This is a genomic window from Ruegeria sp. BHSB058 (genome assembly GCF_059613285.1).
Map to the genome: position 1 here is coordinate 35,188 of NZ_JBXWSF010000005.1, position 12,836 is coordinate 48,023.

12 protein-coding genes are annotated in these 12,836 nt (G+C 62.7%); 9 read left to right on the forward strand and 3 right to left on the reverse strand.

Annotated elements, in window-relative coordinates; translation table 11 throughout:
* Nucleotides 1–25 precede the first annotated feature (25 nt).
* Nucleotides 26–835: a class I SAM-dependent methyltransferase gene (locus AC2FNB_RS02205; protein WP_496744196.1), complete on the forward strand. Its 810-nt coding sequence runs from the start codon at nucleotides 26–28 to the stop codon at nucleotides 833–835.
* 39 nt (nucleotides 836–874) lie between these two features.
* Here the strand turns inward: AC2FNB_RS02205 and AC2FNB_RS02210 are convergent, their stop codons facing one another.
* A complete protein-coding gene (locus AC2FNB_RS02210) occupies nucleotides 875–1,789 on the reverse strand; it encodes an alpha/beta fold hydrolase (RefSeq protein WP_496744198.1) in 915 nt (304 codons plus the stop codon).
* A 125-nt stretch (nucleotides 1,790–1,914) separates the two neighbouring features.
* Here AC2FNB_RS02210 and AC2FNB_RS02215 point away from each other — a divergent pair, with 125 nt between their 5' ends.
* A complete protein-coding gene (locus tag AC2FNB_RS02215) occupies nucleotides 1,915–3,525 on the forward strand; it encodes a GMC family oxidoreductase (protein ID WP_480749433.1) in 1,611 nt (536 codons plus the stop codon).
* A 47-nt stretch (nucleotides 3,526–3,572) separates the two neighbouring features.
* On the opposite strand, the gene hrpB is transcribed toward AC2FNB_RS02215, so the two are convergent.
* On the reverse strand, nucleotides 3,573–6,020 hold the full coding sequence (hrpB, locus tag AC2FNB_RS02220; RefSeq protein WP_496744200.1) for an ATP-dependent helicase HrpB: 2,448 nt from the start codon (nucleotides 6,018–6,020) through the stop codon (nucleotides 3,573–3,575).
* Between the two features lie 125 nt (nucleotides 6,021–6,145).
* Between hrpB and meaB the strand changes: the two genes are divergently transcribed.
* From meaB to AC2FNB_RS02255, 7 genes are all read left to right on the forward strand, one after another.
* Nucleotides 6,146–7,123 carry a methylmalonyl Co-A mutase-associated GTPase MeaB gene (gene meaB, locus AC2FNB_RS02225; protein WP_496744202.1) on the forward strand — a complete coding sequence of 326 codons (978 nt, stop codon included), beginning with the start codon at nucleotides 6,146–6,148 and terminating at the stop codon, nucleotides 7,121–7,123.
* A 236-nt stretch (nucleotides 7,124–7,359) separates the two neighbouring features.
* Entirely contained in the window at nucleotides 7,360–7,647 is a 288-nt protein-coding gene (gene rpmB, locus AC2FNB_RS02230) for a 50S ribosomal protein L28 (RefSeq protein ID WP_480599182.1), read from the forward strand.
* 123 nt (nucleotides 7,648–7,770) lie between these two features.
* Nucleotides 7,771–8,427 (forward strand): pyridoxamine 5'-phosphate oxidase family protein, encoded by a 657-nt coding sequence (locus AC2FNB_RS02235; protein ID WP_496744204.1) that lies wholly within the window; start codon nucleotides 7,771–7,773, stop codon nucleotides 8,425–8,427.
* A 151-nt stretch (nucleotides 8,428–8,578) separates the two neighbouring features.
* Complete coding sequence (locus AC2FNB_RS02240) at nucleotides 8,579–9,007, forward strand: CBS domain-containing protein (RefSeq protein WP_480749429.1); 429 nt, start codon at nucleotides 8,579–8,581, stop codon at nucleotides 9,005–9,007.
* Nucleotides 9,008–9,092: 85 nt separating this feature from the next.
* Nucleotides 9,093–9,452: a hypothetical protein gene (locus AC2FNB_RS02245; protein WP_480749428.1), complete on the forward strand. Its 360-nt coding sequence runs from the start codon at nucleotides 9,093–9,095 to the stop codon at nucleotides 9,450–9,452.
* A 51-nt stretch (nucleotides 9,453–9,503) separates the two neighbouring features.
* Nucleotides 9,504–9,944, forward strand: coding sequence for a copper chaperone PCu(A)C (locus AC2FNB_RS02250; protein ID WP_496744207.1), 441 nt, complete (start codon nucleotides 9,504–9,506; stop codon nucleotides 9,942–9,944).
* 216 nt (nucleotides 9,945–10,160) lie between these two features.
* A complete protein-coding gene (locus AC2FNB_RS02255) occupies nucleotides 10,161–10,526 on the forward strand; it encodes a YybH family protein (protein ID WP_480749426.1) in 366 nt (121 codons plus the stop codon).
* A gap of 172 nt (nucleotides 10,527–10,698) precedes the next feature.
* On the opposite strand, the gene AC2FNB_RS02260 is transcribed toward AC2FNB_RS02255, so the two are convergent.
* Nucleotides 10,699–12,726 carry an FAD-dependent oxidoreductase gene (locus tag AC2FNB_RS02260; RefSeq protein WP_496744209.1) on the reverse strand — a complete coding sequence of 676 codons (2,028 nt, stop codon included), beginning with the start codon at nucleotides 12,724–12,726 and terminating at the stop codon, nucleotides 10,699–10,701.
* Between the last annotated feature and the right edge of the window lie 110 nt (nucleotides 12,727–12,836).

Below are 12,836 nucleotides of genomic sequence, written 5' to 3' on the forward strand. Positions count from 1 at the left end.
CTTTGGCAGTAAACCGGAGGGGGCCATGGCATTCGAGGAATTTCGCAAACAGGAATTGGACGGCTGGGACAAGCGGGCCGAGAATTACGAAACCCTGACCGCGCGTGTCACGACCCAGGCAATCCCCGCCCTGCTCAGCGCCATTCGCGCGCGCGTCGGTCTGAAAGTGCTCGACATCTGCACCGGGCCGGGTTTCGCCGCGGGCGCCGCCGACGCAATCGGGGCGCATGCCGAAGGCGTTGATTTTGCGCCTTCCATGGTCCGAACCGCAGCCCGACGCTTTCCACACGTGCCTTTCCGGGAGGGAGACGCGCTTGCGCTCGATGCACAAGACGAAAGCTATGACGCCGCAATCTGCAACTTTGGCGTCTTTCACTTCACGGACCCAACGAAAGCATTTTCCGAAGCCTTCCGTGTCATCCGACCGGGCGGGCGCTACGCCTTCAGCCAGTGGTGCTCGCCGAAAGACTCCGCATTGTTCGCCACGGTTTTCGGAGCGGTCTTGCGGCACGCGGACATGAGCGAAGTCCCGCCGTCACCAGACGCATTCGCCTATTCCGACCGCGATCTGTGCGCAAAAGCACTGATGGTCACAGGTTTTGAAGATATACAAGTCATCGACGTTCCAAGTTGTTACCATGGTCAATCAAGCGGCTTCTGGTCCGAGTTCCTGCAATTCAGCGTTCGAACGCCCATCATCATGGACCAGCAAACACCCCAAGCCGTGAAGGCAATCGAATCCGACGTCACCGAGGGCATTCTCAAGTTTGAACGCGACGGAGCGGTCGCTATCCCAATGCCGAGTTTTGTCGTCTCGGGAACAAAACCTTCCTGAGAATTCCGCGTCGGAAAACACGTCCATTCCATCTCCCTCTCAAGCGGGCGCGATAGGCCCTTGTCCGACTTCGTCAAGGAACTCCAAAATAAATGCATTCAAAGCCTCGGGCGCGTCCTCATGAACGATGTGCGATGCGTTCTCGATCATTTTGATCCGCGCATCCGAAAGGCAATGGAACAGCCCGTCAAGAAGCAGCTTGAAAAGCGGTGGGCTGTCGGTGCCGCCAATCAGAAGCACGGGAACACGGACATTCTGGAATGTCTTTCCACACAGATCAGGGAACCCCTGATACAGGGCCAGTGCGCGGTCAGGCCCCCGATTGTCCCAGACCTGCGCAAAACGTTCCTCCGACAAGGCTTCGAAATACCGCTCGCCCAGCACCCCTCGGGCAAAGATTTCAACAGCCAGCTTGTCCTCCCCCCTGCGAAAAGCCTTTTCCGAAGGGCCCACGGTTCGTGCACCGAATTTCATGATTGCGAAGGCAAGCCGGGGCTCCGAAACCAGAAGCCGGATCAATTGATTTGCCGTCGGCGGAATGCTCACGTGCATCGAAATCGCTGGCGGTTCAATCAGGATGAGACTGCGAAACAGCGCTGGTACTTGCTCGGCGGCCAAAAGTGAAACAAGCGCGCCCCAGGAATGCCCGACGACATGCGCAGGCCCGGCATCCATTGCTCTGAACAGAGCGGCAAGATCATCGACATGGGCTTGAATGGGATCGGGCGCATCTGACGGTATTGGCGCGTTGGGCGCGTGAAAGCGGCGGCTATAGGCGATGGTGCGAAAGCGTTGCGGAAAAACATCGATCTGATGGGACCATGTTCGCAAATCCGACGCGCTGCCATGCACAAGCACCAACGGGTCGCCGCCACCTTTTTCCAAGGCAGCAAGAACGGTGCCGTTCACCTCCACCGATTGGACCGAGGTCAAGTTGAGCATGTCCGTAAGCATAGCACAAACCGCACGCGTCTTTAATCGTGACCACGGCTGTCTGCGAAGGTTACCGGAAAATGCCCGAACACCCCCATTGCATCCCCCGCCCCAATCGGCAAGCTGGCGGGTAAGGAGAGAGCACCATGACCGAACAGCTGACAGGGGACTATGACTATGTGATCGTCGGTGGAGGTACCGCCGGCTGCGTGCTCGCCAACCGCCTGAGCGAAAATCCCGATACTCGGGTGTTGTTGCTCGAAGCGGGCGGCAACGACCTCTATCACTGGGTGCATATCCCCGTGGGTTACCTCTATTGCATCGGCAATCCCCGCGTCGACTGGATGATGAAGACAGCCGAGGAACCAGGGCTGAACGGTCGCTCGCTGGTCTATCCACGCGGCAAGGTTCTGGGCGGCTGCACCTCGATCAACGGCATGATCTACATGCGCGGGCAGGCCGCCGATTACGACGGCTGGCGGCAGATGGGCAATACGGGTTGGGGCTGGGACGACGTGCTGCCCTATTTCCGCAAATCCGAGGATCACCACAAGGGCGAGACCAATCTCCACGGGGCAGGGGGCGAGTGGAAGGTGACCACCCAGCGCGTCAGCTGGGACATCCTGCGCGCCTTTCAGGAGGGTGCGCAGGAATTCGGCTACGGCCCCACCCCGGATTTCAATTCCGGCAACAACGAAGGCTCGGGTTTCTTCGAGGTGAACCAGAAAAACGGGGTCCGCTGGAACACCACCAAGGCCTTCCTGCGCCCGGCGTTAAAACGCCCCAACCTGCGGGTGCTGACCCATGCGACAACCGACCGGCTGATCCTGGATGGCCGCCGCGTCACCGGCGTCGTCTTTCGCTACAAAGGCCGCCTCCTGACCGTTACTGCCCGGGCCGAGGTGCTGCTCGCCGCGGGTGCCATCAACTCGCCCAAGCTGTTGGAGTTGTCCGGCATCGGCCAGCCCGACCGCCTTTCTGCCCTGGGTATCACGCCCATTCTTGACCTGCCGGGAGTGGGTGAGAACCTGCAGGACCACCTGCAGATCCGCACCGTGTTCAAGGTCTCGGGCACTCAAACCCTGAACGAAACGGCCAACTCTGTGCTGGGTCGCATCGGTATCGGCCTGAAATACGCACTTTCCCGCTCCGGCCCGCTCAGCATGGCGCCTAGCCAGTTCGGCCTCTTCACCAAATCCGACCCCGCGCTCGCCACGCCCGATCTCGAATACCATGTCCAGCCGCTCTCCACGGACAGGCTCGGCGACCCTCTGCACCCGTTTCCGGCCATCACTGTCTCGGTCTGCAATCTGCGCCCCGAAAGCGTGGGCCACAGCCACATCACCACCAGCCAGCCCGACCCGCAGCCGCATATCCGCCTCAACTACCTCAGCGCCGAGCGCGACAAACAGGTCGCTGTCGCCGCCGTCAAACAGACGCGCCGGATCATGACCGCGCGGGCGCTGCAACCTTACTGCCCACAGGAATTCCTGCCGGGTCCGGAAATCGCCACCGATGCCGACCTTCTGCGCGAGGCCGGAAACATCGCCACCACGATTTTCCACCCGGTCGGAACCTGCAGGATGGGCGCCGACCCGATGGCCGTCACCGCACCAGATCTGCGCGTCCACGGCCTTTCGGGTCTGCGCGTGATCGACGCCTCGATCATGCCGAAAATCGTCAGCGGCAATACCGCCTCCCCGGTCATCATGATCGCCGAGAAAGCCGCCGACATGATCCGCACTTCATCTTTTTGAGGATACTCCGGGGGAGGCGCGGCTCGCCGCGCCGGGGGCAGAGCCACCTATGACCGCGGCTTTGCCCGCAATGTCGGGTCGGCTGCTGTGGGGTCCTCCGGCCAGGGATGTTTGGGGTATTGCGCTCGCATGTCCTTGCGCACGTCCGCATAGGACCCGGCCCAGAATCCCGGCAGATCGCGGGTAATCTGGATCGGTCGCCGCGCCGGCGACAAAAGCGTGATCTTCAAAGGCTCGCCCCCGATCACCGGGTGCTGCGTGACCCCGAACAACTCCTGCAACCGCACCGAAATCTCCGGCACCGCGCCACCATAGTCGATCGGCACTTTCCGCCCCAGCGGCGTGGTAAAGGACCCCGGCGCGCGGCGGTCCAGATCCTGCAACTGCTCCCAGCTCAGTGCGGTCCTGAGCGCGGGCAGCAGGTCGAACCGCTTCCATTCTTCGGCGCTGCGCACGCCGGACAGCATCGGCAACAACCACTCCTCCAGACTTGCCAGCAGCCCCTGTTCGGAAAAATCCGGCAGATCGGCACCGTTTTCCCGCACCAGTTCCACCCGCGCGGCGAGACGCGCGGCCGCGCCTTCCAGCCGCAAGCCCAGATCGCGCACCCCGTCCAGCATCGCCGCCGCCACCGCCGCGTCGGGCGCGTCTTTCCAGACCCGGTCCTCCAGCGTGATCGCGCCGAAGCGCTCCTGTTGCCGCGCCACCACCCTGCGGTCGCGCCTTGACCATTCGCAGACGTCCACCCAGACAATCTGCTCACCAAACAGCTCCCGGATGTCCCGTTCCGAGATCTGGGCGGCCAGCCGAACCCGGGCTTCGCGCGGATTGCCATCGGTATCGATTGCCACAAGATACGGCACCCCTGCCAGCCCGTCTCCGGCCTCCAACACGGCGCCTTTGCCGCCCGACAGAACGAACCTGGGTGTGCCCCCCTTGCGCCGCTGCCCGATACGGTCGGGATAGGCCAGCGCCGCCATGGCCGCGACGCTCATCCGCTCGTCAGAGGATTTCGTCTGCCCGCGCAGCCGCTTCGCCTCGGCCCGCACTCGCTCCAGCACACTCATGTGCAGCGCATAGGGCCGGTTGCGCTGAAACGTCTTTGCATCCCGCAATGCCTCCAGCCGCAGGCTCAGATCCACCGGCGCGCCCTTCAGCGGATCACGTTCGGCCATCAGCGCCGCCAAAGGTGCTGCCTCGCCCCCCGCCGTCACCAGCATATGCCCCAGACGCGGGTGCAGGGGCAGGGCGGCCAGCGCCCGCCCGTGATCGGTGATCCGTCCCTTGCCATCCAGCGCGCCCAGCATCGCAAGCAACGCCCGCGCCTCGGCCATCACCTCATTGGGCGGCTGCGTCAGAAAGGCCAATTCTGTCGGCTCGGCCCCCCATAGCGCCAGCTCCAGCGCCAGTCCGGTCAGGTCCGCCGCCTCGATCTCGGCAGGTGGAAAGGCGGCCAGCGCCCCGTCCTCGCCCCTGGACCACAGCCGGTAACACACACCTTCGGCCACCCGGCCCGCGCGACCCGCCCGCTGGGTCGCCTCTGCCCGCGTCACCCGCTCGGTCACCAGCCGTGACAGTCCCGCGCCCGGATCGAACCGCGCCCGCCGGGCCTGGCCCATATCGATCACCACCCGGATGTCGGGAATGGTCAGCGAGGTTTCCGCGATCGAGGTCGCCAGTACCACCTTGCGCCCCGCCGACACCGGCGCAATCGCCGCCCGCTGCGCGGCAAAGGGCATCGCGCCGAACAGGGGGCGCAGCACGCAACTTTCGGGCAATCGTTTCGCCAGCGCCGCCTCGGTCCGACGGATCTCGCCCTCGCCTGGCAGAAACACCAGCATCCCGCCGCCTGTCCCGCGTGTCTCCCGCTCGGCCCGGACGACCAGATCGGCCAGCGCGTCCAGACGCCGCGCCTGCGGCCCCAGCGGACGCTCCAGCCAGCGTGTCTCCACCGGATAACTCCGCCCCTCGGAACTGACCAACGGCGCATCCATCAGCACCGCCACCGGTTCGGCATCCAAGGTTGCCGACATCGCCAGCAGGATCAGGTCGTCCCGCAGCGCGCCCGCCACTTCCAGACACAGCGCCAGTCCCAGATCGGCATTCAGGGAGCGTTCGTGAAACTCGTCAAAGATCACCGCGCTCACGCCGGGCAGGTCCGGTTCGGATTGCAGCATCCGGGTCAGGATGCCTTCGGTCACGACCTCGATCCGCGTCGCCCCGGACACCCTGGCATCGCCCCGAACGCGATACCCCACGGTCTCGCCCGCGCGTTCCCCCAGCGTCTCGGCCATGCGCTCGGCGGCGGCCCGCGCCGCCAGCCTGCGCGGTTCCAGCATCACGATGCGGCCCTCGCACAGCCCTGCCTCCAGCATCGCCAGTGGCACTTTTGTGGTCTTGCCTGCCCCCGGCGGAGCCTGCAACACCGCCCGCCCGCGCGCTTTCAGCGCGGCAATCAGATCGGGCAGGGCATCATCTATCGGCAATTGGTCCATGCCGTCTTATCGCCAAAGCACAGACCGGCGTCCAGTTCGCCTGCGGCAAATCCCGCCGCTTCCGACACTGGACAAACCCCGTCCCGCTACGTCATCAAGGGCAAAATTCCGGGAAGGGGGCGCGCATGAACATCGCAGAGCTTGGCGACAAGGTACTGACCGGCGACCGCCGGGCGCTGGCGCGCGCGATCACCCTGGTCGAAAGCAAGCGCCCCGACCACCGCGCACAGGCGACCGAACTGCTCGAATATCTTGCCCCCGCCGGTCGTCAGGCCCTGCGCATCGGTCTGTCCGGCACGCCGGGGGTGGGCAAATCCACCTTCATCGAATCCTTCGGCATGCTGCTGACCGGGCAGGGGCTGCGCGTTGCCGTGCTTGCAGTCGATCCCAGCTCGGCCCGATCCGGCGGCTCGATCCTCGGCGACAAGACCCGGATGGAGCGCCTCAGCCGCGAGCGGAATGCGTTTATCCGACCATCCCCCAGCCAGACCCATCTGGGCGGCGTCGCCCGCCGCACGCGCGAGGCGGTGGCGCTCTGCGAGGCGGCAAGCTTTGATGTGATCCTGATCGAAACCGTGGGCGTCGGCCAGTCCGAAACCGTGGTTTCGGAAATGTCCGACCTGTTCCTGCTGCTGTTGGCGCCCGCCGGTGGCGACGAGTTGCAGGGCGTCAAGCGCGGCATCATGGAAATGGCCGACTTGATTCTCGTCAACAAGGCAGACGGTGCCCTTAGGGAAACCGCGATCCGAACCTGCGCCGATTATGCCGGCGCGCTGCGGCTGCTGCGCAAACGCCCGCAGGATCCGGCCGGTTTTCCCAAGGCTCTGATGGTCTCGGCGGTCGAAGAACAGGGGCTGGCCGAGGCATGGGTTGAAATGCAGGCGCTGGTCGACTGGCGCAAGGAAAACAGCCACTGGGATGCCAATCGCTCCGCACAGGCCCGCTACTGGTTCGATCAGGAAGTGCGCCATGCCCTGCTTGCGCGCCTCGACACCGCCGAGGCCCGGGCCAACATGGCACGGCTCAACAACGAAGTGGCGCAGGGGACGCTCAGCCCCGCCGCCGCCGCCGAACGCATGCTGGCAACGCTCTCGGGGGCCTGATCCCCACTTCATCTTTTTTCAAATACTCAAGCCGAAGGCATGGCCCGGTACGGGCTATTCCGCCGAACCTTGCAAACTTCGCAAGCTTCTTGAAAGATTCCGCATCCGCCATCTTGACCCTTCCGGCGATTCCTCCTAAACGCATCCAACCAGTTTTCGGGCGCGACTTCGGGTTGCGCCCCTTGTGATTTGGCAGAAGGCCGGATGCCCTGCCACCAGAAACAAAGGATGTAACCATGTCGCGCCGTTGCGAACTGACCGGAAAAGGCCCGATGACTGGCAACAATGTCAGCCACGCCAACAATAAAACCAAGCGTCGTTTTCTACCCAACCTTAACGATGTTACGCTGCAGTCGGAAACCCTGGGCCGTGGCGTCAAGCTGCGCATCTCGGCTTCCGCTCTGCGCTCGGTTGATCATCGCGGTGGTCTGGACGCGTTCCTGGCCAAGGCCAAGGACGAAGACCTGTCCGCCAACGCGCTGAAAGTCAAAAAAGAGATCGCCAAGGCCCAAGCCTCGGCCTGATAGCTTTCGAAAGTCGGATTTTGAAACCCCGTACTATGCCGGTACGGGGTTTTTGCTTGTGTGCTGTCCGCGCGACGGGCAACTGCAAATCTGCTAGGATGCGCCTCCAAAGGGAGACCGCTCATGGCAGAGTTCTATTCCAGCGCCCACCGGCATCTGCAGGACAAGTTCGAAACCCGAAGACTGGCCGATGCGCTGCACGACAGGGTCATGCGCTCGGCACTGGCCCCGATGGACCGCAGGTTCATCACGGCCAGCGACTTCTTTTTCCTGTCCACCATCGACCACCTCGGTTTTCCCTCGGTTTCCTACAAGGGCGGCGCACCCGGCTTCGTACGCATCCTCGACGACCGCACGCTGTGTTTTCCGATCTATGACGGCAACGGTATGTTCTATTCGGCCGGAAACATCGCCGATACCGCCAGAGTCGGCATGCTGTTCATCGATTTCGAGCAGCCCCGCCGCCTGCGCCTGCACGGGCGGGCACAAGGGTCGACGTCATCGCCCTTGCTCGACACCTATCCCGGGGCGCTTATGGTGGTGCGGGTCGATCTGGAAAACATCTTTACAAACTGCCCCCGCTATATCCACCGCTACCAGCGTCAACAGGCTTCGGATTTCGTGCCACGGCCCGGCGTCGAAACGCCCGTCCCTGACTGGAAACGCGTCGACTACCTGCAGGAGCTGCTGCCGGAACCGGACCGCAAGAAAGCGGCGGCAAGCGGTGAGACAACCACCGAAACCGAGTATCGGCGGAAATTCTGGAAAGGTCTGGAGTAGGCCCATCTCCTGTGGCGGAGTTCCGGTCTTTTATTGCGTGTACAAAAGATTGAAAAGAATGGTCATTAATTGATCTGAATCATTGTTTTTTTTACGGTTTGTGGCAATGATTTTTCATCAGGTCACCATCTACTGAGCGAGGTAGAGGACCATGCCGACACTTCAGCAATTGCTCAATTCCAAAAGTCAGAAGGTTCTGACAATTCATCCGACCGCGACGGTTCTGGATGCCATCCAGAAAATGGCCGACGCCGATGTCGGTGCAATCGTGGTAGTGCAGGGCGGCAAGGTGATGGGGATTTTCACCGAACGCCACTATGCGCGCGAAGTGTTCCTCAAAGGCCGCTCCTCTCCGAAAACACGGGTGGGCGATGTCATGGCGACCCGGGTCTCCTACGCGCCGCCCGACCAGACCGTGCAGGAGGCGATGGCGGTCATGACCGACCTGCGCGTGCGCCATTTGCCGGTGATGGATCAGGGGCAACTTGTGGGCATCGTGTCGATGGGCGATCTGGTCAAAAGCATCATCAGCGACCAGCAATTCGTGATCGAACAACTGGAACGCTATATCAGTGGTTGACCCCGTGTCCGCCAGGGGCCCCAGCGCCCTGCTGTCGCAGGGTCGCGCAATGCGCTTGAAGCACCGCGTCCGCAAGGCGTATGCAATGACTCAAATGAACCATCCGTTCCGCCCATATCTGGCGCTTGTGTTGTCGCTGCTGCTGGTCCTCACTGGCCAAAGCCTTGCCGTTTCGCGCGGGATGAGCGCCGCTATGGGCCAGATGGAACTGTGCACCGGCACTGGCCCGGTCATGGTCTACATGGACGAACAGGGCCAGCCGACGAAACCGCCGCATTACTGCCCCGACTATGCCCTGACCCTTTTGGGTGCGGTTCTGCTGGACCAGTCACCGCTGCCCGCCGCACCGGATCACGACCGGCCCGCAGCCCTTTACGCAATAGATCTGAACGCTCCTGTACCGCATCTGCACGCCGCCGCGCGCGCGCCTCCACTTGTTGTCTGATTTTCGCATTCAACTCGCAATACAGACAATCAAGACAATGGGAGAGGCGCCATGTCGCTCAAATCCACCCTGCTTACCGCAGTTGCAACCCTGACCCTGGCCGGTGCCGCGCTGGCCGACGGCGCGATCGTGATCGAAGACGCCTATGCCCGCTCGTCAGGCAAGAATGCCAAGGCCGGGGCCGCATTCATGACCATCACGAACCAGTCTGATGCCGATGACCGTCTGATTGACGCGAAATCGGGCGTGGCCGGCCGCGTCGAGCTGCACACTCACCAGATCAACTCCGAAGGCGTGGCCCAGATGGTCCATGTCGAAGAAGGTTTCGTCATTCCCGCGAACGAGGCCCACAATCTGCAGCGCGGCGGCGACCATGTGATGTTCATGGGGATCAAGGCTCCCTTCGAGCAGGGCGCAACGATCCCGGTCACGCTGATCTTTGAAAACGCCGGCGAGATCGAGGTCGAGATCCCCGTCGATCTGAACCGCTGATCCGGCAGGCGGCAGCGCCTGTCTTCGCACCGCGCTGCGGCCCTCGTCAATGCGTCAGGCCGGGTATCCCCCGGCCTGTTGCCGTTGCGCCCTTCGGCAATCGCATACAGCCGGCCTGGTGGCCGCGCGTTTCGTGTTACGATGGGGCTGTAAAGCGGTGCCGCAGCTATTGCGCCCACGCGCCGGGATTGGTGATTGAGGGTTTTGACCATGGACATGAAAAAGTTACTCGAAGACTTCGACGCGGCGTATAACGACGCCTTCAACCGGGGTGACGCCGCGGCCTGCGCCGCGTTCTTTACCGAGGATGTCGTCCTGCTGGCGCCCGGTCAGCCCATGATCCGCGGCCGCGCCGCGTTCGAGGAAGTCTACCGCTCGCGGATGGAAGTCTCCGACGGTGGCACCCATACCAATGCGCTGATCGAATACGGTGTCGAGGGCGACATGGCCTATCAGATCGGAACCTACGCCGTCATCGGTGCAACCCCGCCCGAAGAGGGCAAGTTCGTCAACGTCCTGAAACGCCAGCCCGATGGTACCTGGAAGGTCGCCGTCTCTATCTTCAACAGCGACCGGCCTTAAAGCGTTTCTAGCAACTGTATTTCCCAAGCGGCCTGAGCCGACCGGTTTTGCTGAGATTTGAGGAGTGCGTTCACGATTGTGACCAGCTTTCTAGCGACTGCTGTGATGATGACCTTGTTTGGCTTTTCCGCGTCCCGAAAACGATCTGCGAAAATCTTGAGAATTACAGTTGCTAGAATGTAGCCGCCAGCCGCGTGCCCTGATTGATCGCGCGCTTGGCATCCAACTCGGCGGCGACATCCGCACCCCCGATCACATGTGGGGTGATACCCTGCTCGATCAGCGCGTCCGCCAGTGACCGTTCGGACACCTGACCGGCACACAGCACTATGGTGTCGGCCGCAATCACCGTCGGGTCCGCGCGCTCTTCGCCAAAGCTGACATGCAGACCGTCATCGTCGATGCGCTCATAATTCACGCCGCCCACGAAATTGACGTTCTTCATCTTCAGTGTTGCCCGGTGAATCCAGCCGGTGGTTTTGCCAAGACCCTTTCCATGCGCCTGTTTCTTGCGCTGCAACAAGGTGACCTGACGCGCGGGCGCGCTGGGTTGCGGCCCATCGGGCGCCAACCCCGCACGGTGTTCAGCCGGGTCCGTCACGCCCCATTCCTTCATCCACAAGGGCAGGTCGGTCGTGGCGCTGTGACCCTCTTCCAGCAGGAACTCGGACACATCAAAACCGATACCACCGGCCCCGATCACGGCAGCAGACTTGCCAACCACGGCCTTGCCGCGCAGTACGTCGATGTAACTCAGCACGTTGTCCCGATCCTGCCCCGGTATCTGCGGATCACGCGGGCTGACACCGGTGGCGATGACCACCTCGTCAAAGCCGGTCAGGTCATCTGCGCCTACCTCGCGGTTCAGTTCGACGGTCACGCCCAGATCATCCATCATGGTGCGGTACCAGTCGACAAGGCCCCAGAATTCTTCTTTCCCCGGCACCTGCTTGGCCATGTTCAGCTGCCCGCCGACCTCATCAGCGCGGTCGAACAAGGTAACATCGTGGCCGCGCTGGGCCGCGATCATTGCGGTCGACAGACCGGCAGGGCCTGCCCCCACAATGGCAATGGATTTGCGCGTTTTGGCCGGTTCAATCACCAGCTCTGTCTCATGACAGGCGCGCGGGTTCACGAGGCACGAGGTCAGCTTGCCGCTGAACGTGTGATCCAGACAGGCCTGATTGCAGGCAATGCAAGGCGCGATCTTCGCGGCCTCACCCGCAATCGCCTTGGCCACGAAATCCGCATCCGCCAGCATCGGGCGGGCCAGCGAGACCATGTCGGCGCAACCGGTCGACAGAACCTCTTCGGCCACCTCGGGGGTGTTGATCCGGTTCGATGTGATCACTGGTATCCCCACCTTGCCCATCAGCTTCTTGGTCACCCAGGCAAAGGCCGCGCGCGGCACGCTGGTGGCAATGGTAGGGATCCGCGCCTCGTGCCAGCCAATGCCGGTGTTGATGATCGTGGCCCCGGCCTTTTCGATCTCCTGCGCCAGTTGCACCACCTCGTCATGGGTCGATCCGTTGGGTACCAGATCGATCATCGACAGCCGGTAGATGATGATGAAATCGGTGCCCACCGCCTCGCGCGTGCGGCGCACCACCTCGATCGGCAGGCGCATCCGGTTCTCATAGGACCCGCCCCAGCGGTCGGTGCGCTTGTTGGTGTGGGTGACGAGGAACTGGTTGAGGAAATAGCCTTCGGATCCCATGATCTCGACCCCGTCATAGCCCGCCTTCCGCGCCAGCACGGCGGCGTTGACGATGTCACCGATCTGCTTCTCGATCCCTTCCTCGTCCAGCTCATGCGGCGGGAACGGAGAAATCGGCGATTTCACCGGGCTGGGCGCCACGCATTTCGGCCCATAGGCATAACGCCCCGCATGCAGGATCTGCATCGCGATCTTGCCGCCCGCGTCATGTACGCGCTGCGTCACGATGGAATGGTGCGCCACGTCCTTGTCGCTCACCATCATCGAGGCCCCCGGCAGGACCGAGCCTTCAGGGTTCGGACCAATCCCACCCGTCACCATCAAGGCCACGCCGCCCCGCGCCCGGTTGGCGTAAAACTCGGCCACCCGGTTCCAGTCGCCGGTCTCCTCAAGCCCCGTATGCATCGAGCCCATCAGCACGCGGTTTTTCAACGTGGTAAAGCCCAGATCCAGCGGGGCTAGCATATTCGGGTACGCAGTCATGGCGGAACTCTCCCTCCTGAATTTGCCCGCTAGATTGACGTTCGCGTCAACTTTGTCACGCGAAACCCCACGTCACCCTCTTTGCCTTGGCGTCGGTGATTGCTAGAGGT

Coding starts and splice junctions, on each gene's coding strand:
- AC2FNB_RS02205 (WP_496744196.1), top strand. CDS start 26: ATGGCATTCGAGGAATTTCGCAAACAGGAATTGGACGGCTGGGACAAG.
- AC2FNB_RS02210 (WP_496744198.1), bottom strand. CDS start 1,789: ATGCTTACGGACATGCTCAACTTGACCTCGGTCCAATCGGTGGAGGTG.
- AC2FNB_RS02215 (WP_480749433.1), top strand. CDS start 1,915: ATGACCGAACAGCTGACAGGGGACTATGACTATGTGATCGTCGGTGGA.
- hrpB (WP_496744200.1), bottom strand. CDS start 6,020: ATGGACCAATTGCCGATAGATGATGCCCTGCCCGATCTGATTGCCGCG.
- meaB (WP_496744202.1), top strand. CDS start 6,146: ATGAACATCGCAGAGCTTGGCGACAAGGTACTGACCGGCGACCGCCGG.
- rpmB (WP_480599182.1), top strand. CDS start 7,360: ATGTCGCGCCGTTGCGAACTGACCGGAAAAGGCCCGATGACTGGCAAC.
- AC2FNB_RS02235 (WP_496744204.1), top strand. CDS start 7,771: ATGGCAGAGTTCTATTCCAGCGCCCACCGGCATCTGCAGGACAAGTTC.
- AC2FNB_RS02240 (WP_480749429.1), top strand. CDS start 8,579: ATGCCGACACTTCAGCAATTGCTCAATTCCAAAAGTCAGAAGGTTCTG.
- AC2FNB_RS02245 (WP_480749428.1), top strand. CDS start 9,093: ATGACTCAAATGAACCATCCGTTCCGCCCATATCTGGCGCTTGTGTTG.
- AC2FNB_RS02250 (WP_496744207.1), top strand. CDS start 9,504: ATGTCGCTCAAATCCACCCTGCTTACCGCAGTTGCAACCCTGACCCTG.
- AC2FNB_RS02255 (WP_480749426.1), top strand. CDS start 10,161: ATGAAAAAGTTACTCGAAGACTTCGACGCGGCGTATAACGACGCCTTC.
- AC2FNB_RS02260 (WP_496744209.1), bottom strand. CDS start 12,726: ATGACTGCGTACCCGAATATGCTAGCCCCGCTGGATCTGGGCTTTACC.